The sequence below is a fragment of the Streptomyces sp. WAC04114 genome (assembly GCF_019733245.1).
In the GTDB taxonomy this organism is placed as follows: Bacteria; Actinomycetota; Actinomycetes; order Streptomycetales; family Streptomycetaceae; genus Streptomyces; species Streptomyces massasporeus_A.
Genome location: NZ_JAIGQA010000044.1, coordinates 23,991 through 48,039 on the forward strand (window position 1 = coordinate 23,991; position 24,049 = coordinate 48,039).

Below are 24,049 nucleotides of genomic sequence, written 5' to 3' on the forward strand. Positions count from 1 at the left end.
GTCGTCTCATTCCCCGGTTCGTCCGTCCCCGCTCACTGCCTGGAGGATGCCGGGCAGCGCCCCGAGAAGCGCGTCCACCTCGTCGTCGCCGAGGTTCAGCGGCGGCATCAGCCGGACGACGTCGGGGGCGGGCGCGTTCACCAGGAATCCGGCCTCCTGAGCCGCCTGGCGCACCTGGGGCGCGAGCGGCTCGGTGAGCACGATACCCAGGAGGAGTCCCGTACCCCGGACGAAATCGATCAACGGATGGCCGAGGCCCTCGATTCCGTCCCGCAACCTCTCGCTCTGCCGCTTGACGTTCTCCAGCAACCCCTCGTTCTCGATGGTGTCGAGGACGGCGAGCCCGGCGGCGCAGGCGACGGGGTTGCCGCCGAAGGTCGTGCCGTGCTGGCCGGGCTGGAGCAGGTCGGCGGCCCGCCCGAAGGCGACGGTCGCGCCGAGCGGCAGTCCGCCTCCGAGCTGCTTGGCGAGGGTGACGACGTCGGGCAGGACGCCCTCGTGGGCCTGGTACTCGAACCAGTGCCCGGTCCGGCCGATGCCGGTCTGCACCTCGTCGAGGACGAGCAGCGCCCCGGTCGCGGCGGTGATGGCCCGGGCGGCCTTGAGGTAGCCGGCGGGCGGGACGACCACGCCGAGCTCGCCCTGGATCGGCTCCAGGATGACGAGCGCGGTCTCGTCGGTGACGGCGGCGGCCAGGGCCTGCGCGTCGCCGAACGGCACGTGGGTGACGTCGCCGGGCAGCGGCAGGAACGGTTCGCGCTTGCCGGCCTGGCCGGTGAGCGCCAGGGCGCCCATGGTCCGCCCGTGGAAGGCGCCCTCGGTGGCGACGATGTGGGTCCGCCCGGTCAGCCGGCCGATCTTGAAGGCGGCCTCGTTGGCCTCGGCGCCGGAGTTGCAGAAGAAGACCTTGCCGTCCCGGCCGAAGAGACGCAGCAGCCGCTCGGCGAGGGCGACGGTGGGCTCGGCCATGAAGAAGTTGGAGATGTGGCCGAGAGAGCCGATCTGCCGGGTGACGGCCTCGACGACGGCCGGGTGGGCGTGGCCGAGGGCGTTGGTGGCGATGCCGCCGACGAAGTCGAGGTAGGAGGTGCCGTCGGCGTCCCAGACGCGGGTTCCCTCGCCGCGTGCCAAGGGCAGCAGCGGGGTGCCGTAGTTGTTCATGAGCGCGCCCTGCCACCGCTCGGCGTACTCCTGATGGGCGGTCATACGGCTTCCCCCTCGTACTCGTCGGGCACGACCATCGTGCCGATGCCCTCGTCGGTGAAGATCTCCAGCAGGATCGAGTGCTGGACCCGGCCGTCGATGACGCGGGCGGTGGTGACGCCGCCCCGTACGGCGTGCAGGCAGCCCTCCATCTTCGGCACCATGCCGGACGACAGGTCCGGCAGCAGCCGTTCCAGTTCGGTGGCGGTGAGGCGGCTGATCACCTCGTCGCTGTGCGGCCAGTCCTCGTAGAGGCCCTCGACGTCCGTGAGGACCATGAGGGTTTCGGCGCCCAGTGCAGCAGCGAGTGCCGCAGCCGCCGTATCAGCATTGACGTTGTAGACATGTCCGTCGTCCTGGGAGCGGGCGATCGAGGAGACGACCGGGATGCGGCCGTCGGCGAGCAGGGCCTCGATGGCGCCGGTGTCGATCGCGGTGATCTCGCCCACGCGCCCGATGTCGACCAGCTCGCCGTCGATCTCGGGCTGGTGCTTGGTGGCGGTGATGGTGTGCGCGTCCTCGCCGGTCAGGCCGACGGCGAGCGGCCCGTGCTGGTTGAGCAGCCCGACCAGTTCGCGCTGCACCTGCCCGGCCAGCACCATCCGAACGACGTCCATGGCGTCCTCGGTGGTCACCCTCAGGCCGGCCTTGAACTCGCTGACGATGCCGTGCTGGTCGAGGGCGGCGCTGATCTGCGGGCCGCCGCCGTGCACCACGACGGGCTTGAGGCCGGCGTGGTGCAGGAACACCACGTCCTGGGCGAAGGCGGCCTTGAGGTCCTCGTCGATCATGGCGTTGCCGCCGAACTTGATGACGACCGTCTTGCCGTTGTGCCGGACCAGCCAGGGCAGGGCCTCGATGAGGATCTGCGCCTTGGGCAGCGCGGTGTGCTTGCGTGTCGCTCCACTGCTCATGACGAGTACGCGCTGTTCTCGTGGACGTAGTCGGCGGTGAGGTCGTTGGTCCAGATGGTGGCGGTCTCGGACCCGGCAGCGAGGTCGGCGACGATATGCACCTCGCGGTAGCGCATGTCGACCTTGTCGCGGTCCTCGCCGACGCCGCCGTTCTTGCAGACCCACACGCCGTTGATGGCGACGTTCAGTTGGTCGGGCTCGAAGGCGGCGCTCGTCGTGCCGATCGCGGAGAGCACGCGGCCCCAGTTGGGATCCTCGCCGTGGATGGCGCACTTGAGGAGGTTGTTGCGGGCGATGGAGCGGCCCACCTCCACGGCGTCGTCCTCGGACGCGGCGTTGATCACCTCGACCTTGATGTCCTTGCTGGCGCCCTCGGCGTCCCGGATGAGCTGCTGGCCGAGGTCGTCGCAGACCTGCCGTACGGCTTCGGCGAACTCCTCGTACTCCGGGGTGACGTCGGCGGAGCCGGAGGCGAGCAGCAGCACGGTGTCGTTGGTGGACATGCAGCCGTCGGAGTCGACCCGGTCGAAGGTCGTGCGGGTGGCGGCGCGCAGGGCCCGGTCGAGGACGCCGTTCTCCAGGGCCGCGTCGGTGGTGAGGACGACGAGCATGGTGGCGAGGCCGGGGGCGAGCATGCCCGCGCCCTTGGCCATGCCGCCGACGGTCCAGCCGTCCTTGGCCACGACGGACGTCTTGTGGACGGTGTCGGTGGTCTTGATGGCGATGGCGGCCTTCTCACCGCCGTGCTCGCTCAGGGACCCGGCGGCCGTCTCGATGCCCGGGAGCAGCTTGTCCATGGGGAGCAGGACGCCGATGAGGCCGGTCGAGCAGACGGCCACCTCGATGGCGCCCCGCCCGAGCACCTCGGCGGCCTTCTCGGCGGTGGCGTGGGTGTCCTGGAAGCCCTTGGGGCCGGTACAGGCGTTGGCGCCACCGGAGTTGAGGACGACGGCGGACACCTGGCCGCTCTTGAGCACCTGCTCGGACCACAGGACCGGCGCGGCCTTCACGCGGTTGGAGGTGAACACGCCCGCGGCGGCGCGGCGGGGGCCGGTGTTGACCACGAGGGCCAGGTCGGGGTTGCCGTTCTCCTTGATCCCGGCGGCGATGCCCGCCGCCGTGAATCCCTTTGCTGCCGTCACACTCACGGCGCAACTCCGATCGTCGTCAGTCCGGTGGTCTCGTCGAGACCCAGGGCGATGTTCATGCTCTGGACGGCACCGCCCGCGGTGCCCTTGGTGAGGTTGTCGATGGCGCTGATCGCGATGATCCGGCCGGCGTCCGCGTCGTACGCGACCTGCACCTGAACGGCGTTCGAACCGTAGACGGACGCCGTGGCGGGCCACTGGCCCTCGGGGAGCAGGTGCACGAACGGCTCGTCGGCGAAGGCCTTCTCGTAGACGGCGCGCAGGGACTCGCCGGTGACGCCGTCGGCGGCCTTGGCGCTGCACGTGGCGAGGATGCCGCGGGGCATCGGCGCGAGGGTCGGCGTGAAGGACACGGAGACCGGCTTCCCCGCCGCCGCGCTGAGGTTCTGGGTGATCTCGGGGGTGTGCCGGTGCCCGCCGCCGACGCCGTAGGGGGACATCGAGCCCATGACCTCGCTGCCGAGCAGGTGCGGCTTGGGCGCCTTGCCCGCGCCGGAGGTGCCGGACGCGGCGACGATCACGGCCTCGGGTCCGGCCAGGCCCGCCGCGTACGCGGGGAAGAGGGCGAGGGAGACGGCGGTGGGGTAGCAACCGGGCACCGCGACGCGCTTGGACCCCTCCAGCGCGGCACGGGCACCCGGCAGTTCGGGAAGGCCGTAGGGCCAGGTTCCGGCGTGCGGGGAGCCGTAGAACCGCTCCCAGGCTGCGGCGTCGGTCAGCCGGAAGTCGGCGCCCATGTCGATGACGAGCACGTCCGGGCCGAGCTGCTCGGCGACGGCAGCGGACTGCCCGTGCGGCAGGGCGAGGAAGACGACGTCGTGACCGGCGAGGACCTCCGGGGTGGTCTCCTGGAGCACTCGGCCGGCCAGGGGCAGCAGGTGCGGCTGGAGCGCACCGAGCTTTTGTCCCGCGTTCGAGTTCCCGGTCAGGGCGCCGATCTCGACCTCGGGGTGCGCCAGGAGCAGACGCAGCAGTTCCCCGCCCGCGTACCCACTCGCTCCGGCCACTGCCGCTCGTACCGCCATAGATCCTCCTCCTTAGAGGGCATGACTATACGTTTCGCTGCACGTTTATGCAATCCCATGCATGAGTCGTGCCGCCGCCGGAACGGCGCCTCGGAAAACCAGCTTTGTCCTGGCCATGACCACAGGGTAAGGTCCCCGGGCACATTTCAGGGGATCACGGCAGGTGGGGGACATGACCGAGGAAAATGACGGGCACATCAAAGGTTCGAGCGCATGGGGGCAGGCGCTCGCGGCGGTGGTGCTGGTGGGGGCGCTCGGCGGGGGCTTCTGGGGGCTCGCCCGGACGTCGTCCGAGGAGAGGAGCGAGCCGGAGCCGGCCACCTGCTCCGAGAGCGAGACCCCGGCCGCCAAGGGCAAGCACCTCTCCGGCGCGCAGTTGTGCCAGGCGCTGAACCGGTCCGACCTCGCCGCGCTGCTGGGCACGCCGACGGAGATCGCGAAGACGGCCTCCGGCAGCGACAGCTCCATCGGGAAGATCGCCACCCCGCAGGCGCAGGTCGAGTTCGAGACGTACACCGTGACGCTCTCGGCGACCTACGACGACCTGCCGGTGGCCGGCTCGGAGGCGCTGCTCGGGACGGACGCCGTCCGGCAGAAGGTACTGGGCCGGCCGGGCGTGCTCTACTCGACCCGCACCCTCAGCATCAGCTTCCGCCTCGACGGCGAGGACGCCGAGAGCGGCCCCGGCGTTCCGGCCCGGGCCGTGACCGTGGCGCAGGACCCGAAGGACCGCGGCGGCTCCCTCGACGTCACCCTGTGGCGCGCGGACGGAGTGGTACCGGACGACGCGGTGCTGCTGCGTGTCGCGGAGGAGGTCCTGCCCACGGTCCCGGGGTGGAAGTCCGGCGGGTGACGCGCACGCGGTGACGGCGCCGCGCGGCCACCGCCCCGGGGGACATCCGGCCGCGCGGCCGGATGTCAGCTCTGCTTGATCCGCAGGAACGTCACGGAGTGGGCGGGGAAGGTGTAGGTGAACTTCTTCGCCACACCGCGGAACGTGGACGCCACCGGCGTCACCGGCGTGTCCGTCTCGGTGTTCACGGCCGTCTCGTCGGCGGCCAGCGTGGTGACACGGGCCGTGGCGGCGACCTTGGCGCCACCGAGGTCGACGGCCGTACGGGCCTCGGCCGACCGGGCGTTGACGACCTTGACGATCAGGTCTCCGGTCCGGGCGTCCTGGGTGACGACCTGGCGGAACGGCTCGGCCGGCTTGTCGTCCGTGAAGCTGCCCCACTCCTTGCCGTCGAGGAACAGGGTGACCTGACGGCCGCGCACCTTGATGTCGATGTCGTAGGCCCGGCCCGTCTCGATCGACCCGGCCTTCGTCATGAGGGTGCCCTTGCCGCCGTTCACGGCCTGCTCGATCGCGGACTGGGTGTTGTTCCAGCCGCCCAGGTTCCACCAGTAGTAGGTGCCGGTGTCCTTGAGGCCGAAGGCGACGAGGAAGCCCTCCTTGCCGGACTTCTTGGTGGCCTTCACATGCAGGTCGTAGTCCTTCCAGGCCGGGTCGCCCGCCGTGACCATGGTGTTCTCGGCGGCGGTGTCGGTCTGGACGTAGGCCCCGTCCTGGACGCTCCAGCTTCCGGTGCCGTTGTGCTTCCACTTCGAGGCGTCACCGGAGAAGTCGTCGCCGAACAGGGTCGAGCCGTCGGCGGAGGTGACCAACACGTCGTCGTACGCGGCGCTGGTCGCCCACGTCGACAGGCCGACGGCGCCGGTGATGGGACCGCTGACGTGCGGGGTCCCGGTGGCCCGGGAGGGGACCACGCGGTCGCCGACGTTGTTCATGAACAGCTTCTGGACCTCGTAGTTCGCCGAGTTCCAGGAGGCCCGGTTGTTGAACCAGATCATGTCCGGCCGCCACTGGACGTAGTCCTCGTTGGCGAGCAGCGGGGCGTACGAGGCGAGCTTGACGACGTCCGCGTTGCGCTCCAGGCCGGTCATGAAGGCGGCTTCGGCCAGGCCGTTCTTCCAGGCGTTGCCCTGCGAGGCGTACTCACCGAGGAAGACCTGTGGGCCCTCGCGGTCGTAGGAGTCGTAGCGGTCGTTGTTCTGCAGGAACCAGTTCGGGCTGTTGTAGTAGTGCTCGTCGACCATGTCGACCTTGCCCTCGCGGTTCAGCTGCCAGGCGGTGTCGAAGGTCGTGCCGGCGTCGTCCGGGCCCGAGTTGGAGATGACGGTGATGTCCGGGTACTTCGCCTTGATGGCCGTCCGGAACCGCTCGAAGCGGGCGAAGAACTCCTCGGGGAGGTTCTCCTCGTTGCCGACCCCTATGTGGGTCAGGTGGAAGGGCTCGGGGTGGCCCATCCGCGCGCGGACCTTGCCCCACGTCGAGGTCGCCGGGCCGCCTGCGAACTCGATGAGGTCGAGGGTGTCCTGGATGTGCCGCTTGAGCAGCGCCTCGTCGTCGGTGGCCTTGTTCTGGCCGCAGCCGGTCACCAGGGCGGGGACGACGGGCAGCGGCATCGCGCCGATGTCCTCGGAGAAGCGGAAGTACTCGTAGTAGCCGAGGCCGTAGCTCTGGTTGTAGCCCCAGACGTTGGCGTTGGTGGCGCGCTCTTCGACCGGGCCGATGGTGTCCTTCCACTGGTAGCTGCGCTTGCGCTGCCAGTTCGAGGCCTCGCTGTAGTCCTCCATGGAGCCGGTGTTGACCAGGCAGCCGCCGGGGAAGCGCACGAAGCCCGGCTTCAGGGCCGCGATCTTCTCGGCGAGGTCCTTGCGCAGGCCGTTGGGCTGGTTCTTGTACGTCTCGCGCGGGAAGAGCGACACCTCGTCGAGCGCGACGGCGTCCGCCGAGGCGACGGCGAGCCGGCCGCGATTGCTCGTACGGGTCGCCGTGAACGTCGCCCTGTACTTGGCCCAGCCGCCCTTGACGGCGACCTGGCGGGCGGTGGCCAGGCTGCCCGCGGCGTCCTTCAGCGCGACGGTGAGCGTGCTGCCGCTCGCGGCGCGGGCCCACACGGAGAAGTCGTAGCGCTTGCCCTGCTCGACCCTGATGCCGGTGTTGTAGCCGGAGTTCGTGACGGACGAACCGGCGCCCAGGGAGAGGTAGTTGCGGTTGCGTTCGTTGAGCCGCCCGGTGTCGCCGACGACCTGGGCGGTGCCGCCCACCGACCAGGAGGTCAGGGGCGTGTAGGAGCCGTTGTCGGCGGTGGAGTACTCGAAGGATCGGTTCTGCACGAGCTCGGCGTACAGACCGCCGTCGGCGGCCCGGTTGATGTCCTCGAAGAAGACGCCGTACATCGTGTCGTCGATCTTCGCGCCCTGGGTGGACGGGGCGACGGTGATCGCGTAGTCGGTGGCGTCCTCGGCGTGCGCGGGGGGCGGTACGAGGGCCGCTGCTGTCAGGAGGGCGGTGGTCGTGAGACCCAGTCTCCATCGGGTGCGGGCGGCGGTGCGTGGCATGGATACTCCGCGGCTCTCTGGTAGAGGGGTGTTCGAAATATCAGACATTGGTCAGTACTTCGAACGGCAAGATAGGGAGGGGGCGGATGTGCGTCAATGGGCCGCGCAGGAACGGCTGGGACGGAGAGCGGGGCAGCATGGGCGAGTTCTGGCCAGTGCCGGACGCGCTGGCGTATCTGGCCGGGCGCTGGCGGGTGTCACGGTCGGTGCGGGATCTCGCGAGCGGCGCGGAAGGCGAGTTCACCGGTGTGACCGAGTTCGGCCCGCTGCGTGAGGCGGATGCCACCGGCCTCGGCGCACGGGAGACCGACGGGCTGCTGCACCACGAGTCGGGCACCTTCGTCTGGCAGGGCGTCGCCCGGCCCGCCGAGCGGACGCTGTGGTTCCTGCGGGGCCCGGGCGGCACGGCGGAGGTGACGTTCGCCGATGGGCGGCCGTTCCACGACCTCGATCTGACGTCCGGCCGGCATGTCGCCGCCCACCCCTGTGCGGCGGACCTCTACCGCGGCGAGTTCACCGTCCACGACTTCGGCCACTGGCGGACGGTGTGGAACGTCGGCGGCCCCGCCAAGGACCTGATCCTGCGGACCGACTACGCGCGCGAGGGCTGAGGGGACGCCCCGTCGAAGCGCAGGTTCCAGCGACCCGCCCGGCCCGTCACGGCGGTCGTCGACAGCGGGCGGACGTCGATGTTCCAGTACGTCGAGGGCGGCGCCTTCAGGACGTACACCAGGGCGGCCCGGATCACGGACGGCTCGGCCACGGCCACCACCCGGCAGCCGTCCTCGACGGGCCGGGTGTCGAGCCAGCCGCCGACACGGGTGATGAAGTCGACCAGCGACTCACCGCCGTGCGGTGTGGCCCGGGGGTCGGCGAGCCAGGCGTCCACGGCATCCGGCTGCCGAGCCATCGCCTCCCCGAGGGTCAGCCCACGCCACCGGCCCATGTCGCAGTCGCGCAGCCCCAGCTGGACCAGCGGCGCGTACCCGAGCCCCTCCCCCGTCGACCGGCTGCGCGGAGTCGGCGAGCAGTAGCGCAGTTCGGCCGCGGCGAGCGGCAGCAGCTCCTGGGCGAGGCGCTCCACCTCACCCCAGCCGGCCTGGTCCAGCGGCCGGTCGTCCTCGAACCGCTCGGCGAGCAGCGGAGAGCTGCGCGCGGAGGCGACGAACGTGACCCGAAGTGGCATGCGGCGATCGTGGGCGCAGCAAGTGCGCAGGTCAAGAGGTGTTGCCTACGAGTTACCGAGGGTGCGCCCTCCCTCACTCGCCGAAGATGAGCGCCATCCAGTGCTCGGGCCGTTCCAGCGGCGCGAACCCGCGTTTCGCGTACACCCCGTGCGCGTCGTGCGTGGCGAGGAGAACGCGCCGCACCCCGTACTGCCGCATCTCCTCCCGTACGGCGGCCACGAGCGCGCTGCCGACGCCCTTGCCTCGCACCGACGGATCGACGTACACGTCACACAGCCAGGCGAAGGTCGCCCGGTCCGTGATCACCCGGGCGTAGGCGACCTGCTCCCCCGACACCGTCTCGTGGACGCCGAAGTTGAGCGATCCCTCGATCGCCCGGTCCTGCTTCTCCCGGGTGCGCCCCAGCGCCCAGTAGGCGTCGGTGGACAGCCAGTGGTGCACGCGCTCGCGGTCGACGCGGCCGGGGTCGGTGGAGATCTCGTAGCCCTCGGGCAGGCTCGGCGTGTCGGTCATGTCCGTGATGCTCGCAGTCCGCCCGCGGGGGCGTCGAGCGGTTATCCCAGCACCTCGTCGCAGGCCTTGCGCAGCCGTCGGACGCCCTCCGCGATCTCTCCGGTCCCGGCGACCGCCGCGAAGCTGAGCCTCAGGTGCGCGGCCGGGGGTTCGGCGCTGAAGTACGGGCGGCCGGGCGTGAGGGCGACGCCGGCGCGCAGGGCCGCGGCGGTCAGGGCCGACTCGTCCGTCCCGTCGGGCAGGCGGGGCCAGAGGTGGTAGCCGCCGGAGGGGATGTAAGGCAGGGCCAGCTCCGGCAGGTGCAGGGCGAGGGCGCCGGTCATCGCATCCCGCCGGGTCTTCAACTCCGCGGAGACGGCGCGCAGATGACGTGGCCAGGCGGGCGAGCCGACGAGTTCGAGCGCGGCCTCCTGGAGCGGGCGCGGCACGAAGAACGTGTCGACGACCTGGATGGCGCGCAGCCTCTCCAGCACCGGCCCACGCGCGGCCAGGGCGCTCACCCGGAAGCTCGGCGAGGTCGCCTTGGTCAGCGAGCAGACGTGGACGACGACGCCGTCGGGGTCGTCGGCGGCCAGCGGGCGCGGCAGGGGCCCGGCGTCCTCGTGCACGAGCCGCCGCACGAAGTCGTCCTCGACGACGAACGCGCCCGCCTCGCGGGCGATGCGCAGCACCTCGGCGCGGCGCTCAGGGGCGAGCACCGCACCGGTGGGGTTCTGGAAGAGCGGCTGGCAGACGAAGGCCGGGGCTCCCGTGGCGCGGAAGGCGTCCGCGAGCAGCGCCGGTTTCACGCCGTCGGCGTCCACCGGGACCGGCACCGGGCGCAGACCGGCGGCCCGGGCGATGGCGAGCATGCCGGGGTAGGTGGGCGACTCCACCAGGACGGGGGCGCCGGGCGGGGCGAGGGCGCGCAGGGCGGTGGTGAGCGCGGACTGTCCGCCCGCGGTGACCAGCACTTCGGCGGCGGTGAGGGACCCGCCGATGCCGCGCGCGAACCACTCGCGCAGTTCCGGAAGCCCCTCCATGGGCGGACGCCCCCAGGCACCGGGACGGCGTCCGGCCCGTGAGAGGGCCGCTGCCATCGCCCGCTCCGGCTGCAAGGACGGGTGCAGATAACCGCCGTTGAACTCGATCACGCCGGGCGGCGGGGCGGCCAGCGACACCAGCACTCCGGAGGCGTCGACCGAGCGCGGGACGAGATCGGCGGCCCCATCGGCGCTGAGGGCGACCTCCTGCCAGGAAGTGTCCCCGGCAGGGGCCGGTGCCGTCCGGGCCGGTGCGCGGAACGCGCCCGCCCCGGGCCGGGTGACCACGAGCCCCTCGGCGGCGAGCTGGGCCAGAGCCCGCGACACTGTCACGGGGCTCACCCGGAACCGCTCCACCAGAGCCCGACTCGATGGCAGCTTTCCACCAGGAGAGTAGCGGTCGAGCTCCCGCTTCAACTGTTCCGCCAGTACACCCACGCTGCTACGCTCTTGCATGAGAGCACAGAGTAGCGCTACTGCCGCACCTTCGATAGCAGTCGCCACCTCGGAGCCGGAGCGTCCCAGCTTCGGCACCCTCCAGGCCGCCCTCGGCGTCGTCGCCTTCTCCCTCACGTTCCCGGCCACCGCCTGGGGGCTGGAGGGCTTCGGGCCCTGGACGCTGGTCGCCGTACGGAGCGTGCTGGCCGCGCTGATCGCGGGCGGCTGTCTGCTGGCCCTGCGCGTGCCGCTGCCCGCGCGCCGGCACTGGGCCGGACTCGCGGTGGTCGGGGCCGGTGTCGTCCTCGGCTTCCCCCTGCTGACCACGCTGGCGCTCGAGACCTCCACCACCGCGCACGCCGCCGTCGTGGTCGGACTGCTCCCGCTGACCACCGCCCTCTTCTCCGCGCTGCGCGTCGGCACCCGGCCCTCGCGCACCTTCTGGATCGCGGCCCTGGCGGGCGCGGCCGCGGTGCTGGCCTTCACCGTGCGGCAGAGCGGCGGCGCCCTGTCCACCGCCGACCTGTACCTCTTCGCCGCGCTGCTGGTCTGCGCGGCCGGCTACACCGAGGGCGGACGGCTGGCCCGGGTCATGCCGGGCTGGCAGGTGATCGGCTGGGCGCTGGTGCTGTGCCTGCCGCTGACGGTGCCGGTCGCCGCGCTCGCCCTGGCGCACGAACCCGTGCACCTGACCGCCCACAGCGTCACCGGCCTGCTGTGGGTGGCGGCGGGCTCGCAGTTCGTCGGGCTGGTCGTCTGGTACCGCGGCATGGCGGCCATCGGCATCCCGAAGGCCAGCCAGTTGCAGCTCGCCCAGCCGCTGCTCACACTGGTGTGGTCGGTGCTGCTGCTGGGCGAGCACCTCACGGTCGCCGCCCCGCTGACGGCCGCGGCGGTGCTGGTCTGCATCGCCGTCACACAGCGATCACGCGGCTGAGCGGGAGCGCGCACGGCCACTGCCAACAGGCGCCCCCCGCCGTAGACTCGGAGGCCACGGACCGCTGCTCGCACATCGTGAGGAGGCCCAGAATGCGCGCAACCGTGGGCGACCAGCTTGTCCAGCACGGCAGGGTGGTCGGTCAGCACGACAAGGTCGGTGAGATCGTCGAAGTGCTCGGCCAGAAGGGCAACCCCCCGTACCGCGTCCGCTTCGAGGACGGGCACGAGGGCGTGTGCTCCCCGGGACCCGACACCGAGATTCGGCACCGGGAGACCACCACCGGGCCATGACTCAGCGCGGGGGCGGCGCCGGCTGCCCGTAGTGGTCGGCGACGACCCGCGCCATCGCCCCGATCCGGTCCGCCGCCACGTCCTTGGCGGCGAAGTAGACGTGCCCGCGCACCTGTGCGTGCTCCCCGGCCAGCGTCAGGTGCCGGGACAGCTCGCCCGTCTGCTGCCACGCCGTGGGCTGCGCCGGGTCGCCCGTCTTGTACAGCGCCTCCCCGATGTAGAGCTGTGTCGAGCTGCCGCGCGCGACCTCCGCCCACCAGGGCACCAGCTTCGCGTAGTCGGCGGCGGCGAAGCCGATGTTCCAGTACAGCTGCGGGACGATGTAGTCGATCCAGCCCTCGCGCACCCACGTGCGGGTGTCGGCGTGCAGATCGTCGTATGTCTCCACACCCGCCTTGGTGTCCGAGCCGAGCGGGTCGGTCCCGGCGTTGCGCCACACGCCGAAGGGGCTGATGCCGAAGCGTGCGTCCGGCCGGACCTCCTTGACGCGGTCCGCCGTCTCCCGCACCAGCCGGTCGATGTTGTCCCGGCGCCAGGCGGCCCGGTCCGGGAAGCCGCCGCCGTGCTCGTCGTAGGCCGCGTCGTCGTCGAAGGTCTGCCCGGCCACGGGGTACGGGTAGAAGTAGTCGTCGAAGTGGACGCCGTCCACGGGGTACTTCGCCACCGCGTCGAGCATCGCGTCCTCGACGAAGGCGCGGACCTCGGGCAGCCCCGGGTTGTAGAAGAGCTTCCCGCCGTACGTCACCACCCAGTCGGGGTTCTCGCGAGCGGGGTGGGAGGCGGCCAGACGGGACGGGTCGGCGTGCACGGCGATCCGGTACGGGTTGAACCAGGCGTGCAGCTGAAGGCCACGGGCGTGGGCCTCCTCGACGGCCGTGCCCAGCGGGTCCCAGCCGGGGTTTTTGCCCTGGGTGCCGGTCAGGTACTGCGACCAGGGCTCGTACGGTGAGGGCCACATCGCGTCCGCCGTGGGCCGGACCTGGAAGAAGACGGTGTTGAGGTGGTTGCCGGCCGCCGTGTCGAGATGCGTGAGCAGTTCGGCGCGCTGCTGCGACGCGGTCAGCCCGGACTTCGAGGGCCAGTCGCGGTTGGCCACGGACGCGATCCACACGCCCCGCATCTCGGAGTCGGCTGCCCCGCCCCGGTGTCCGGTCGCGGCCGACGCCCGAGGAATCATCGTGAAAGCCGACAGCGCCGCCACCGCGAACGCCCTGCGTGAGACTCGTCCCATCCGCATGCCCCAAAAAGCCGCGGATCCGCCCGGTCGCGGATCGCTCCAGGCCCAGCATGCCCGAAGCGGACCCGCCCCCCGCGATCGATCATCGATACTTCGGAGTAACGTGCTCGAACGGAGCAGGAGCCGGGACCCGGCGAGCCTGCCCGGACGTGGATCAGCAGCGAAAGGGACGATGTGACGGACATCCCAGCGGGAGACATTGCACGCGTCGGAGTCGTGGGCTGCGGTCAGATGGGCGCGGGCATCGCCGAGGTGTGCGCCCGGGCCGGCCTGGACGTCAAGGTCGCCGAGACCACCGGCGAGGCCCTGGAGATCGGCCGCACCCGGCTGTTCACCTCCCTGGCCAAGGCAGCCGAGCGCGGCAAGATCACCGAGGAGGAGCAGGAGGACACGCTGGCCCGCCTGAGCTTCACCACGGACCTCGGCGAGTTCGCCGACCGTGACCTGGTGATCGAGGCCGTGGTCGAGAACGAGCAGGTCAAGACCGAGATCTTCCAGGTGCTCGACCAGGTCGTGACCCGGCCTGACGCGATCCTGGCCTCCAACACCTCCTCGATCCCGCTGGTGAAGCTCGCGGTGGCGACGTCGCGGCCCGACCAGGTCATCGGCGTCCACTTCTTCAACCCGGCCCCGGTGCAGAAGCTCGTCGAGCTGATCCCGGCGCTCACCACGTCCGAGGGCACGATCAGCCGCGCCCAGCTGTTCACCGAGAAGCTGCTCGGCAAGCACGCCATCCGCGCCCAGGACCGCTCCGGCTTCGTGGTCAACGCGCTGCTGATCCCGTATCTGCTGTCCGCGATCCGGATGTTCGAGACGGGCATCGCCAGCCGCGAGGACATCGACAACGGCATGGAGATGGGCTGCGCCCACCCGATGGGCCCCCTGAAGCTCTCCGACCTGATCGGCCTGGACACGGTCGCCTCGGTCGCCCAGTCCATGTACGAGGAGTACAAGGAGCCGCTGTACGCCGCTCCCCCGCTCCTGCAGCGCATGGTCGACGCGGGCCGGCTCGGCCGCAAGACGGGCTCGGGCTTCTACACGTACGGCTGATTACAGACGGTCAGATTCCGGCCATGTACGCGGGCCCGGCACCGGAAGGGTGCCGGGCCCGCGTCATTCACACACCGTGTGCGCTCCGGGCTCGCATATGCCACTCACACACTCTCCCCATGCGTCCACCAGGCGAGTTCACTTTCCCTGCGCATGCAAGGGATGACAGACGACTACGGAAAGGAGCGGACTCGTGACCGCCGATCCCGAGCATCCCGTCGTGTCCGGAGAACTCGCAGAGTTACGACGTCGCCTCGACGTCGCCTACGCCCGTGTGGAGGGCGGGCTGGCTCTGCTCACGCACCGCAGCGAGGAGACCGCCAAGGAAGTGGACGAGCTGAACACCCGGATCCACACACTGGAACACACGCGCTGGCCGCTGCCCGCGGTCGCCGCCCTCACCGCCGTGGGTGCTCTCGTCGTGGCGATCTGGCAGGCGATCGGACACTAGCCGATCCTGAGATGGTGCAGCAGGAGTAACGCGGCCGCCATGTTGGCGGCCGGGACCTCGCCGCGGGCGACCATGTCGGGGACGAGCTTGAGAGGCACCCATTCCCGGCGGTCCGACTCGAAGTCGTCCACGGGGTGCCCGACGTAGTCGCCCTCGTCGGCCCAGTACACGTGGTGCCGGGCGTCGGTGAGCCCGTTGGACGGCTCCACGCTCATGAGGTGGCGCAGGGGTCCCGGCCGCCAGCCGGTTTCCTCCTCCAGTTCCCTGGCGGCCGCGCGGGCGATGTCCTCGCCGTCCTCGACCACCCCGGCCGCGAGTTCCCACCCCCAGCTGTCGGTGATGAAGCGGTGCCGCCAGAGCAGCAGCACCTCGTTGGCCTCGTTGACGACCGTGGCCACCGCTACGGGCCGCAGCCGTATGAGGAAGTGGTCCAGATGCCGGCCGTCGGGCAGTTCGACATCCGCGAGATTGACGCTGAACCAGCGGTTTGAGTACACAGCTTGTTCGTTGTGTTTCGTCCACTGCACGGTTCTGCCACCTTCCGTCGAGTAAGTGGCAATATCGCAGCAGGGACGGAGAGACAGCAGGCGCACGGGAAGCGCCTCGTGGCGACACGGGCACCACAGCCCGGGTCTACAACGGTACGCGCAAGGCCCCGTCAATGAGTTCGGCCGCCTCGGCCGTGCCCGCGCAGCCGCTGCGCACCAGGTGCTCCCGCACCGCACGCAGCCGGTCGCGCAGCCGCTGGGACTCCATGCCCCGGGCCTGCTCGGCCATCTGCACGGCGATGGCAACCGCCTTGTCCGCATTGCCCTGCCGCAGCTCGATGGTGCTGAGCATCGCCAGCCGGTGCACCCGGCCGCGGTCGTGCGCCGGGTTGTCGACGGCGGCCGCGGCATGCTCCCCGGCGGCCGCGATCTCCCCGAGGCTCAACAGCGCCTCCGCCACCTGCACGTTGACGAGCCCGGGCTGGACATAACCGGTCTCGTCGGGCTCGCGCCCACGCCGGATGCGCTCCGCGGACTGCTCGGCCCGCCGGATGCAGGACAGGGCGCTGGTGCCGTCGCCGAGATGCGCGTACGCCTTGGCCTGCATCGCGTACAGGTCGGAGGCGAGCGCCGGGGTGATGTGCTTGCCGGCGGCCCGCAGCGCGGCCTCCGCGAAGGCCACCGACTGCCGGTACTCCCGCATGAACAGCGACTGGTTGACGAGCAGGGCGATCACATACGCCCCGAGCCCCCGGTCCCCGCTGGCCTTCGCGAGCCGCAGCGCCTGGTGGAAGTAGCGCTGGGCGAGTCCGTGGGCGTCGGAGTCGTACGCGCAGATGCCGGCGACCGCCACCAACCCGCCGGTGGCCCGGTGCAGTTGCCGGCCGGTCTCGTCGGTGTAGCTGCCGCGCAGCAGCGGGGCGGCCTCGGCGTTGAGGAAGCCGACGATCCGGGCCCGCGTCGCGATGCCCCCGGCCTTGCGGTACATCTGCTCGTAGTGCGCGCGGGCCGCCCGCAGCATCTCCAGGTCGCCCGTGGTGACCCGGTGTCTGCCGCCGCGAGAGACGTCCACGTCCTCGGGCGGGTTCTCCCACTCCCACACCGGCATCACGGCGGGCGTGCCGGTGAGCGCGGGCGCGCCCAGGATGTGCGGACGCTGCTGCTGGTCGGAGCGCCACAGTGCGGTGGCCCGTTCGACGAACCCGGACAGCGACCCGGTGTGCGGGGCGGACGGCTCGCCGGGCACGCCGAGACCGATGTCGTCGAGAGTGACCTGCCGCTGCAGCCGGCCCGCGAGCACCTCGCAGATCAGGTCGGGCACCTGGCCCCGGGGCCGCTGTCCCTTCAACCACCGGGCGACGGCGGTGTGTTCGTACCTCAGGGACAGACCACGTGCCCGTCCCGCCTGGTTGACGTGTGCGGCCAGCCCCGCGTGCGAGATCCCCGCCTCGTCCAGGATCGCGTCGAGCAGAGTGTTGGGCTGCATGTGGGCCCCCCGGATGGCTCGGTGCGGACAGGTTAGTGGGTTCGCCTTCACACGGGGTGTGAACGGAGTGCTCGAATCCGTAGGGTGTGCGCACTGTCGCTCAGAGTCGCCGACCGGTTGACTGAATTGCCTCGAAAGAGGCCGGCCGGGCCGCCGGCTCCCCCTCGTACAGTGCGGCGGCCCGCACCAGCCGTCCGCCCGGCTGCCTGCCCGACACTCCGTGGCGGGGCGGACGGCTCCGCCGGCCCGAGCCGTGGAGCGCGGGGTGTCAGAGGTGTGTGGTCGGCTGCGGCGACGTCGTGGCCGTTCGCGCGGCTCCCCGCGCCCCGAGGTGGGCAGGTCGCCCGTTCCTCAGTACCAGCAGCGCGATGTCGTCCGGTGGGGTGCCCCGGGTGTGGTGCCGCAGAGCGGTCGAGATCCTGCCGACGACCGCCTGCGAGAAGAGCGGGCCTTCCGCCACCGCACTCGACAGCGCGGTCGCCAGGGGAAAGAACCGGCCACGAGCGTCCCGGGCGTCCTGCGCGCCGTCCGTGAAGAGGAACAACGCGTCACCGGGCTCGAGACGGCCGAGCCCCACCGTCGGCAGCACCGGTGGCAGCGGGAACAGGCCCAGCGGCGGATGCGGGTCGCCGGGGGCGAGTTGTTCCGCCCGGACACCGCTCAGCAGGTACGGCCAGGGGTGGCCGCAGTTCAGCGCGAGCATCTCGCCGTCGGGCCGGATCTCCACGAGGAGCAGGGTCACGAACTCCTCGGCGGCGCTCGCGGGATGCTCCTGGCGCAGATGACGGGCCAGGGCGCGATCGAGCCGGCGCAGCACCCCGTCGAGGTCCTGCTCGTCGTGAGCGGCCTCGCGGAAGCAGCCCAGCACGGCGGCGACGGTGCCGAACGCGCCGATCCCGTGCCCGCGTACGTCGCCCATCACGGCCCGCACGCCGTGCTCGGTGGCGGCGACCTCGTACAGGTCGCCACCGACCGCGGCGCCATGCTCCGCCGAGACCTGGGCGGCGGCCACGTCCAGCCCGTCGATCCGGGAGGGCAAGGGCCGCAGCAATGCGCGCTGCGCGGCGCCGGCGACCCGGCGCACCAGCCGCAGTTCCCGCATCAGCGAATGCCGCACCTGGAGGAGCAGCGCGGTCCCGACCGCGAAGAACACGGCACTGGTGACGATCCGCGCCCGAAGACCTGTCTCCTGGGCGAGCGGACAGAGCAGTTTGAACGCGACGGCCGCCGCGCCCCACGCGATGGGAAGACCGAGGCTGCGCACCCGACCCCTGACGCGGATCATGCCGACGGCCCCCCAATAGGCCCTGACACACGGAATCGGACCGGCCCGAGAAGGCCGGTCCGATTCTGTCGACAGCACGCCGGAAAAGGGGGCGATCACCCACCTTTACCACTCAAAAGAGTGAGGTGACCCGACCTCTCTCAGGGCGCGGTCACTCAGCTCCGCAGCTCCGCACCCACACGCTCACCCGCGAGGGCGACCGCCGCGTCCCGGGCCGCGGAAGCCTCGTCCACGGTCAGCGTCCGGTCGGGGGCGCGGAACCGCAGCGCGTACGCCAGCGACTTCCGCCCCTCGCCCAGCTGCTCGGCGTTCTCGTACACGTCGAACAGCCGGATGGACTCCAGCAGTTCCCCGGCCCCGTCCCGCAGTGCCGCCTCGACGTCCGCGGCCGACACGAACGCGTCGACGACCAGGGCGACGTCCTGCGTGGCGACCGGGAACGTGGAGATCCGGGGTGCCACCACCGTGGCGTCACCGGCGGCCTCCACCGCGTCCAGGTCGAGCTCCATCGCGCAGGTGCGCGCGGGCAGCCCGAGGGCCTTCACGACCCGCGGGTGCAACTCGCCCGCGTGCCCGACGATCCGCTCGGCGCCGTCCACGCTGACCGCCAGCTCGGCGCACCGACCGGGGTGCCACGGCCCGTACTGGCCCTTGCGGATGACGAGCTCGGCGCCGGCCTCGCGGGCGACGGACCGTGCGGCCTCGACCGCGTCGGCCCAGTCGGCCGGACGGCCCTTGCCCCACCAGCCGGCCTGCTCGCGCGCCCCGGCGAGGACCACGGCGATGTGCCGCGGCTGCTCGGGCAGCGCCGCGTTCAGCTCGGCGAGCTCCTCGTCGGTCGGGCGGCGATCGACGGGGAGGACGGCGGCGATCCGCTGCTCCTCGCGCGGGTGGAAGACCAGACCGGACTCGAACAGCGCGAGGTCGTGCGAGCCCCGGCCGTCGTTGCGCCGCAGGGCGGCGAGCAGACCCGGCAGCAGCGACGTGCGCAGCGCGGGCTCCTCGTCGCTCAGCGGGTTGCTGAGCTTCACGACGCGGCGGGCCGGGTCGTCCTTGTCCAGACCGAGCTGGTCGAAGACCTGCTCGCCGATGAACGGGTAGTTCGGCGCCTCGACGTATCCGGCACCGGCCAGGGCGCGGCCGACGCGGCGGTGCAGCCGCTGCCGGTCCGTCAGGCCAAGACCCGCCGGCGGCTTGGGCAGCGTGGAGGGCAGGTTCTCGTAGCCCTCCAGCCGGATGACCTCTTCGGCGAGGTCGTTCGGGTCGGTGAGGTCGGGCCGCCAGGACGGGACGGTGACGATCAGCTCGTCCTGCCCGTACACGTCGCAGCCGACCTCCTGGAGGCGGCGCACGACGGTCTCGCGGCCGTAGGCGACGCCCGCGACCTTGTCCGGGTGGTCGGCCGGGATGGTGATGGTGCGCGGCGCGGACGGGGCGACGACCTCGGTGACGCCGGCCTCGGCGGTGCCGCCCGCGAGCAGGACCAGCAGGTCGACGGTGCGCTGCGCGGCGGCCGCCGCGGCCTGCGGGTCGACGCCGCGCTCGAAGCGCCGGGACGCCTCGGAGGACAGCTTGTGGCGGCGGGCGGTGCGCGCGATCGACACGGCGTCGAAGTGCGCGGCCTCGATGACGACGTCCGCCGTGGCGTTCTCGAGGTTGTCGTGGTCGGCGATCTCCGTGTTGGCGCCGCCCATGACACCGGCGAGCCCGATCGGGCCGCGGTCGTCGGTGATCACCAGGTCCTCGGCGTCCAGCGTGCGCTCGACACCGTCGAGGGTGGTGAGCTTCTCGCCCGCCTCGGCCCGGCGCACCCCGATGGTGCCCTGGACCAGGCCGCGGTCGTAGGCGTGCAGGGGCTGGCCGAGCTCCATCATCACGTAGTTCGTGACGTCGACGGCGAGCGAGATCGGGCGCATGCCGACCTTCTGCAGACGGCGCTGGAGCCAGATCGGGGAGCGCGCCTCGGCGCTGAGGCCGGTCACCGTGCGGGCGGTGAAGCGGTCGCAGCCGGTGGGGTCGGAGATCTGCACCGGGTAGCCGTAGGCGTTCGGGGCGGGCACGTCGATCAGCGCCGGGTCGCGCAGCGGCAGGCCGTAGGCGATGGCCGTCTCGCGGGCCACGCCGCGCAGCGACAGGCAGTAGCCGCGGTCGGGCGTGACCGCGATGTCGAGGACCTCGTCGACCAGTTCCAGCAGTTCGACGGCGTCCTTGCCGATCTCGGTCTCCGGCGGCAGGACGATGATGCCCTTGGTGCCGTCGTCGCCCATGTTCAGCTCGTCGCTGGAGCAGATCATGCCGCGCGACATCCGGCCGTAGGTCTTGCGCTCGGCGATCTGGAAGTCACCGGGCAGGACGGCGCCGGGCAGGGCCACGACGACCTTGTCGCCCACGGCGAAGTTGCGGGCGCCGCAGATGATCTCCTGCGGCTCGCCGGTGCCGTTGGCCTGGCCGACGTCGACGGTGCAGAAGCGGATCGGCTTCTTGAAGTCCGTCAGCTCCTCGATCGTCGCCACCTGGCCGACGACCAGCGGGCCCTTGAGGTCGGCGCCGAGCTGCTCGACGGTCTCGACCTCCAGACCGGCCGAAATGAGCTTGGCCTGCACGTCACGACCGGTCTCCGTCTCCGGCAGGTCGACGTACTCCCGCAGCCAAGAAAGCGGGACCCGCATCAGATCTCCATCCCGAACGGCCGGGTGAACCGGACGTCACCCTCGACCATGTCTCGCATGTCTTCGACGTTGTGGCGGAACATCAGCATCCGCTCGATGCCGAACCCGAAGGCGAACCCGCTGTACTTCTCGGGGTCGACGCCGCAGGCGGTGAGCACCCGCGGGTTGACCATGCCGCAGCCGCCGAGCTCGATCCAGCCCTCGGAGGAGCAGGTGCGGCAGGGGCGGTCGGGGTTGCCGATCGACTCGCCCTTGCAGACGTAGCAGAGCATGTCCATCTCGGCGCTGGGCTCGGTGAACGGGAAGAAGTTCGGCCGCAGCCGGGTCTTCATGTCCGCGCCGAACAGGGCCTGGACCATGTGGTCCAGGGTGCCCTTGAGGTCGGCCATCGTCAGGCCCTCGTCGACCGCCAGCAGCTCGATCTGGTGGAAGACGGGCGTGTGCGTGGCGTCCAGCTCGTCGGTGCGGAACACCCGGCCGGGGCAGACGATGTAGACCGGCAGCTCACGGTCGAGCAGCGCGCGGGCCTGCACCGGGGAGGTGTGGGTGCGCAGCACGACGCCGGACCCGGATTCGTCGGTGCCCTCGGGGCCCTGGACGAAGAAGGTGTCCTGCATCTGCCGGGCCGGGTGGTCGGGCAGGAAGTTCAGGGCGTCGAAGTTGAACCACTCCGCCTCGGCCTCCGGCCCCTCGGCGACCTCGTAGCCCATGGCCACGAAGACGTCCGCGACCCGCTCCATCATGGTGGTGAGCGGGTGCCGGGCGCCGGGCGGTACGCGGTCGTACGGCAGCGTGACGTCCACCGCCTCCTCGACGAGCACGCGCGCGTCCCGCTCGGCCTCGAGCTCCACCTGGCGGGCGGCGAGGGCCTTGTTCACGGCGCCCCGGGCCTGGCCGACGCGCTTGCCGGCGTCGGCCTTGGCGTGCGGGGGCAGGGCGCCGATCTCGCGGTTGGCGAGGGCCAGCGGGGAGGTGGGGCCGGTCTGGGCGACCTTGGCCTCGTGGAGCGCGTCGAGGGAGTCCGCGGCGGCGAAGGCGGCGAGCGCCTCGTCCCGCATGCGCTCGATCTCTTCCGGTTTCAACGTCTCGACCTCGACAGGGTCGTACGACTTATTCGGTGCCGACATCTCTTCCCGTGCTTCCGATTGGCTGGCTGGAGGTCCCCGTCTCCGACTCGGACGGCCGCCTGAAGGGACACAAAGGTGCCAATGGCCGAGTCTAACGGGGTGGAGGTACGCGAATGCGCCCGCGGTGCTCAGGCGAGATAGGCCGGAGCGCTCACGGGCAACGTAAATCGGAACTCGGCGCCGGCGCCGGGGGCGCGGCCGACCGTGATGGTGCCGCCGTGGGCTTCGACGATGCCCTTGACAATGTAGAGCCCGAGGCCCGTCCCACCGCGCTTGCTGCCCCGCCAGAAGCGGGTGAAGACGCGGTTCATGGACTCCTCCGGGATGCCGGGCCCCTCGTCGCTCACCGTGACCGACGTACCGGTGTCCTCGTCCTCGCGGGGGGACGCCGTGGCCGTGACGTCGATCGTGACAGTTCCCTCGCCGTGCCGCACGGCATTTTCCAGCAGGTTGCTGAGCACCTGGTCGATCTTGTCGGGGTCGGCCCACAGGTCGGGCAGCGGCTGCTGGACGCGCAGCAGGAACCGGTCGGCGGGCTGCCCCGCGGCGACGTAGGCCTGGATGTGCCGCCCGACGGCGGCGCCGATGTCGACGGGCTGGCGCCGCACCTCCAGGCGGCCGGAGTCGATCCGGGAGATGTCGAGCAGCTCGGCGATGAGCCGGGTGACCCGGTCGGCGTCGGCGTCGACGGTCTCCAGCATCAGGCGCTTCTGGTCGTCGGTGAAGCGTTCCCATTTGGCCAGCAGGGTGGCGGTGAAGCCCTTGACGGAGGTCAGCGGGGAGCGCAGTTCGTGGGCGACGGTGGCGATCAGCTCGGCGTGGCTGCGCTCGGTGCGGCGGCGGGCCTCGGTGTCGCGCAGGGTGACGACCAGGCGCCGCAGGGGTCCGGTGGGATGGGTGCGGACGTAGCGCGCGCAGACCAGCACCTCGCGGCCGCCGGGCAGGAGCAGGTTGCGCTCGGGCTGTCCGACGCGGATGGCGAGGCCGCCGTACGGGTCGGTCAGCTGCCACCAGCGCCGGCCCTCCAGGTCCTCTAACGGCAGGGCCTTCTCCAGGCGCTGCCCGAGGGCGTCCCGGGCGCGGACAGCGGTGATGCGCTCGGCGGCCGCGTTGAAGCAGATGACGCGGCCCTGCTCGTCGGCGACGACGAGTCCGTCGGGCAGCTGGTCGGGGTCGATGCCGAGTCCGGCGGGATCACCGGGTGGCCGGGACGCGGCGGGCGGCATCCCGGCGTCCTGGGCTCCCGGTGCGCTGCTCGTGCCGACACTCATCCCCGTACCCCACCTCCAAGGCTCCGCAGAGGGGTCCCTGAGCTGGTCACCCTACTAGTTCCCGGTGACGGAGCGGCACCCTCCGAAGGCGCGCTGTGCACGCGCCGACGCATAGAGACATACGGCGGCGGCGGTGGCGAGGTTCAGGCTCTCGGCCTTCCCGTGGATCGGAACGCGCACGACGGCGTCCGTGAGGGCGCGGGTCTCCTCCGGAAGGCCCCACGCCTCGTTGCCGAAGACCCAGGCGGTCGGCCCGCCCATGGTGCCCTTGTCGAGCTCGTCGTCGAGGTCGCGGTCGCCCGCGCCGTCGGCGGCGACGACCCGGACGCCGGCGTCCCGCAACCGCTCGACGGCCTGCTCCACGGGGACGCCGACGGCGACGGGCAGGTGGAACAGGGAGCCGACGGAGGCACGGACGGCCTTGGGATTGTACACGTCGACGGAGGCGTCGGTCAGCACGACGGCCTCGGCTCCGGCGGCGTCGGCGCAGCGCAGCACGGTCCCGGCGTTGCCGGGGTCACGGACGTTGGCGAGGAGGGCGACCAGCCGCGGGCGGGCCGCGAGGACCTCCTCGAAGGGCGTGTCCAGGAACCGGCAGACACCGACCAGGCCCTGCGGGGTGACGGTGGTGGAGATGTCGGCGATGACCTGCTCGGCGGCGAGGTGCACGCGGGCTCCGGCCTCCCGGGCCGTTCCGACGATGTCGGCGTAGCGCTCGGCGGCCTCTGTCGTGGTGAACAGCTCCACGAGGGTGGCGGTGTCCCCGGCCCGGTGCCCGGCGGCTTCCCGCACGGCCTGCGGCCCCTCCGCGAGGAACAGCCGGTCCTTCCCCCGGAAGTTCCGCTTGGCCAGCCGCCGCGCGGCCAGGACGCGGGGGGAGCGGGGGGAGATGAGCTCGGG

At 71.6% G+C, this 24,049-nt stretch carries 22 protein-coding genes; 6 read left to right on the forward strand and 16 right to left on the reverse strand.

Features of this window, described 5'->3' with window-relative positions:
- Positions 1 to 6: 6 nt before the first annotated feature.
- The 4 genes from K4G64_RS14795 to argC are packed head-to-tail and all read right to left on the reverse strand — an operon-like array spanning position 7 to position 4,290.
- Positions 7 to 1,206: an acetylornithine transaminase gene (locus tag K4G64_RS14795; protein WP_221756502.1), complete on the reverse strand. Its 1,200-nt coding sequence runs from the start codon at positions 1,204 to 1,206 to the stop codon at positions 7 to 9.
- On the reverse strand, positions 1,203 to 2,117 hold the full coding sequence (argB, locus tag K4G64_RS14800; RefSeq protein ID WP_221756503.1) for an acetylglutamate kinase: 915 nt from the start codon (positions 2,115 to 2,117) through the stop codon (positions 1,203 to 1,205). The genes K4G64_RS14795 and argB overlap by 4 nt, the downstream gene beginning before the upstream one ends.
- Positions 2,114 to 3,265 (reverse strand): bifunctional glutamate N-acetyltransferase/amino-acid acetyltransferase ArgJ, encoded by a 1,152-nt coding sequence (argJ, locus tag K4G64_RS14805; RefSeq protein WP_221756504.1) that lies wholly within the window; start codon positions 3,263 to 3,265, stop codon positions 2,114 to 2,116. The genes argB and argJ overlap by 4 nt, the downstream gene beginning before the upstream one ends.
- On the reverse strand, positions 3,262 to 4,290 hold the full coding sequence (argC, locus tag K4G64_RS14810; protein WP_221756505.1) for an N-acetyl-gamma-glutamyl-phosphate reductase: 1,029 nt from the start codon (positions 4,288 to 4,290) through the stop codon (positions 3,262 to 3,264). Before argC ends, argJ begins: the two co-directional genes overlap by 4 nt.
- A gap of 172 nt (positions 4,291 to 4,462) precedes the next feature.
- Between argC and K4G64_RS14815 the strand changes: the two genes are divergently transcribed.
- Complete coding sequence (locus tag K4G64_RS14815; RefSeq protein ID WP_221756506.1) at positions 4,463 to 5,143, forward strand: DUF6215 domain-containing protein; 681 nt, start codon at positions 4,463 to 4,465, stop codon at positions 5,141 to 5,143.
- A 65-nt stretch (positions 5,144 to 5,208) separates the two neighbouring features.
- Here the strand turns inward: K4G64_RS14815 and K4G64_RS14820 are convergent, their stop codons facing one another.
- Positions 5,209 to 7,695: an alpha-L-arabinofuranosidase C-terminal domain-containing protein gene (locus K4G64_RS14820; protein ID WP_221756507.1), complete on the reverse strand. Its 2,487-nt coding sequence runs from the start codon at positions 7,693 to 7,695 to the stop codon at positions 5,209 to 5,211.
- Positions 7,696 to 7,832: 137 nt separating this feature from the next.
- Here K4G64_RS14820 and K4G64_RS14825 point away from each other — a divergent pair, with 137 nt between their 5' ends.
- Positions 7,833 to 8,306, forward strand: a complete 474-nt coding sequence (locus K4G64_RS14825) for a DUF6314 family protein (RefSeq protein WP_221756525.1) — start codon at positions 7,833 to 7,835, stop codon at positions 8,304 to 8,306.
- Here the strand turns inward: K4G64_RS14825 and K4G64_RS14830 are convergent.
- From K4G64_RS14830 to K4G64_RS14840, 3 genes are all read right to left on the reverse strand, one after another.
- Positions 8,288 to 8,881, reverse strand: a complete 594-nt coding sequence (locus K4G64_RS14830; RefSeq protein ID WP_221756508.1) for a histidine phosphatase family protein — start codon at positions 8,879 to 8,881, stop codon at positions 8,288 to 8,290. The two genes, K4G64_RS14825 and K4G64_RS14830, sit on opposite strands and share 19 nt — an antisense overlap.
- Before the next feature lie 73 nt (positions 8,882 to 8,954).
- Positions 8,955 to 9,395 (reverse strand): GNAT family N-acetyltransferase, encoded by a 441-nt coding sequence (locus K4G64_RS14835; protein ID WP_221756509.1) that lies wholly within the window; start codon positions 9,393 to 9,395, stop codon positions 8,955 to 8,957.
- 41 nt (positions 9,396 to 9,436) lie between these two features.
- Positions 9,437 to 10,873, reverse strand: a complete 1,437-nt coding sequence (locus K4G64_RS14840; protein WP_221756510.1) for a PLP-dependent aminotransferase family protein — start codon at positions 10,871 to 10,873, stop codon at positions 9,437 to 9,439.
- Here K4G64_RS14840 and K4G64_RS14845 point away from each other — a divergent pair.
- On the forward strand, positions 10,872 to 11,792 hold the full coding sequence (locus K4G64_RS14845) for a DMT family transporter (RefSeq protein WP_221756511.1): 921 nt from the start codon (positions 10,872 to 10,874) through the stop codon (positions 11,790 to 11,792). The two genes, K4G64_RS14840 and K4G64_RS14845, sit on opposite strands and share 2 nt — an antisense overlap.
- Before the next feature lie 92 nt (positions 11,793 to 11,884).
- On the forward strand, positions 11,885 to 12,085 hold the full coding sequence (locus K4G64_RS14850; protein WP_221756512.1) for a DUF1918 domain-containing protein: 201 nt from the start codon (positions 11,885 to 11,887) through the stop codon (positions 12,083 to 12,085).
- A 1-nt stretch (position 12,086) separates the two neighbouring features.
- Here K4G64_RS14850 and K4G64_RS14855 read toward each other — a convergent pair whose 3' ends face one another.
- On the reverse strand, positions 12,087 to 13,322 hold the full coding sequence (locus tag K4G64_RS14855) for a glycoside hydrolase family 10 protein (protein ID WP_221756513.1): 1,236 nt from the start codon (positions 13,320 to 13,322) through the stop codon (positions 12,087 to 12,089).
- 174 nt (positions 13,323 to 13,496) lie between these two features.
- Between K4G64_RS14855 and K4G64_RS14860 the strand changes: the two genes are divergently transcribed.
- Positions 13,497 to 14,372, forward strand: a complete 876-nt coding sequence (locus K4G64_RS14860) for a 3-hydroxybutyryl-CoA dehydrogenase (protein ID WP_221756514.1) — start codon at positions 13,497 to 13,499, stop codon at positions 14,370 to 14,372.
- 193 nt (positions 14,373 to 14,565) lie between these two features.
- On the forward strand, positions 14,566 to 14,823 hold the full coding sequence (locus K4G64_RS14865) for a hypothetical protein (RefSeq protein WP_221756515.1): 258 nt from the start codon (positions 14,566 to 14,568) through the stop codon (positions 14,821 to 14,823).
- Here K4G64_RS14865 and K4G64_RS14870 read toward each other — a convergent pair.
- From K4G64_RS14870 to K4G64_RS14900, 7 genes are all read right to left on the reverse strand, one after another.
- Positions 14,820 to 15,350, reverse strand: a complete 531-nt coding sequence (locus K4G64_RS14870; RefSeq protein WP_221756516.1) for an NUDIX hydrolase — start codon at positions 15,348 to 15,350, stop codon at positions 14,820 to 14,822. The two genes, K4G64_RS14865 and K4G64_RS14870, sit on opposite strands and share 4 nt — an antisense overlap.
- A 106-nt stretch (positions 15,351 to 15,456) precedes the next feature.
- Entirely contained in the window at positions 15,457 to 16,797 is a 1,341-nt protein-coding gene (locus K4G64_RS14875) for a transcriptional regulator (RefSeq protein ID WP_221756517.1), read from the reverse strand.
- Positions 16,798 to 17,065: 268 nt separating this feature from the next.
- Entirely contained in the window at positions 17,066 to 18,082 is a 1,017-nt protein-coding gene (locus K4G64_RS14880; protein ID WP_221756518.1) for a PP2C family protein-serine/threonine phosphatase, read from the reverse strand.
- Positions 18,083 to 18,237: 155 nt separating this feature from the next.
- On the reverse strand, positions 18,238 to 20,751 hold the full coding sequence (gene pheT / locus K4G64_RS14885; RefSeq protein WP_221756519.1) for a phenylalanine--tRNA ligase subunit beta: 2,514 nt from the start codon (positions 20,749 to 20,751) through the stop codon (positions 18,238 to 18,240).
- Positions 20,751 to 21,878: a phenylalanine--tRNA ligase subunit alpha gene (pheS, locus tag K4G64_RS14890; RefSeq protein WP_221756520.1), complete on the reverse strand. Its 1,128-nt coding sequence runs from the start codon at positions 21,876 to 21,878 to the stop codon at positions 20,751 to 20,753. Before pheS ends, pheT begins: the two co-directional genes overlap by 1 nt.
- Positions 21,879 to 22,006: 128 nt before the next feature.
- Positions 22,007 to 23,149, reverse strand: coding sequence for an ATP-binding protein (locus K4G64_RS14895; protein ID WP_221756521.1), 1,143 nt, complete (start codon positions 23,147 to 23,149; stop codon positions 22,007 to 22,009).
- A 54-nt stretch (positions 23,150 to 23,203) separates the two neighbouring features.
- A partial coding sequence (locus tag K4G64_RS14900) for an RNA methyltransferase (RefSeq protein ID WP_221756522.1) occupies positions 23,204 to 24,049 on the reverse strand: 846 nt, incomplete at its 5' end.

Coding starts and splice junctions, on each gene's coding strand:
- K4G64_RS14795 (WP_221756502.1), bottom strand. CDS start 1,206: ATGACCGCCCATCAGGAGTACGCCGAGCGGTGGCAGGGCGCGCTCATG.
- argB (WP_221756503.1), bottom strand. CDS start 2,117: ATGAGCAGTGGAGCGACACGCAAGCACACCGCGCTGCCCAAGGCGCAG.
- argC (WP_221756505.1), bottom strand. CDS start 4,290: ATGGCGGTACGAGCGGCAGTGGCCGGAGCGAGTGGGTACGCGGGCGGG.
- K4G64_RS14815 (WP_221756506.1), top strand. CDS start 4,463: ATGACCGAGGAAAATGACGGGCACATCAAAGGTTCGAGCGCATGGGGG.
- K4G64_RS14820 (WP_221756507.1), bottom strand. CDS start 7,695: ATGCCACGCACCGCCGCCCGCACCCGATGGAGACTGGGTCTCACGACC.
- K4G64_RS14825 (WP_221756525.1), top strand. CDS start 7,833: ATGGGCGAGTTCTGGCCAGTGCCGGACGCGCTGGCGTATCTGGCCGGG.
- K4G64_RS14830 (WP_221756508.1), bottom strand. CDS start 8,881: ATGCCACTTCGGGTCACGTTCGTCGCCTCCGCGCGCAGCTCTCCGCTG.
- K4G64_RS14835 (WP_221756509.1), bottom strand. CDS start 9,395: ATGACCGACACGCCGAGCCTGCCCGAGGGCTACGAGATCTCCACCGAC.
- K4G64_RS14845 (WP_221756511.1), top strand. CDS start 10,872: ATGAGAGCACAGAGTAGCGCTACTGCCGCACCTTCGATAGCAGTCGCC.
- K4G64_RS14840 (WP_221756510.1), bottom strand. CDS start 10,873: ATGCAAGAGCGTAGCAGCGTGGGTGTACTGGCGGAACAGTTGAAGCGG.
- K4G64_RS14850 (WP_221756512.1), top strand. CDS start 11,885: ATGCGCGCAACCGTGGGCGACCAGCTTGTCCAGCACGGCAGGGTGGTC.
- K4G64_RS14855 (WP_221756513.1), bottom strand. CDS start 13,322: ATGCGGATGGGACGAGTCTCACGCAGGGCGTTCGCGGTGGCGGCGCTG.
- K4G64_RS14875 (WP_221756517.1), bottom strand. CDS start 16,797: ATGCAGCCCAACACTCTGCTCGACGCGATCCTGGACGAGGCGGGGATC.
- K4G64_RS14880 (WP_221756518.1), bottom strand. CDS start 18,082: ATGATCCGCGTCAGGGGTCGGGTGCGCAGCCTCGGTCTTCCCATCGCG.
- pheT (WP_221756519.1), bottom strand. CDS start 20,751: ATGCGGGTCCCGCTTTCTTGGCTGCGGGAGTACGTCGACCTGCCGGAG.
- pheS (WP_221756520.1), bottom strand. CDS start 21,878: ATGTCGGCACCGAATAAGTCGTACGACCCTGTCGAGGTCGAGACGTTG.
- K4G64_RS14895 (WP_221756521.1), bottom strand. CDS start 23,149: ATGAGTGTCGGCACGAGCAGCGCACCGGGAGCCCAGGACGCCGGGATG.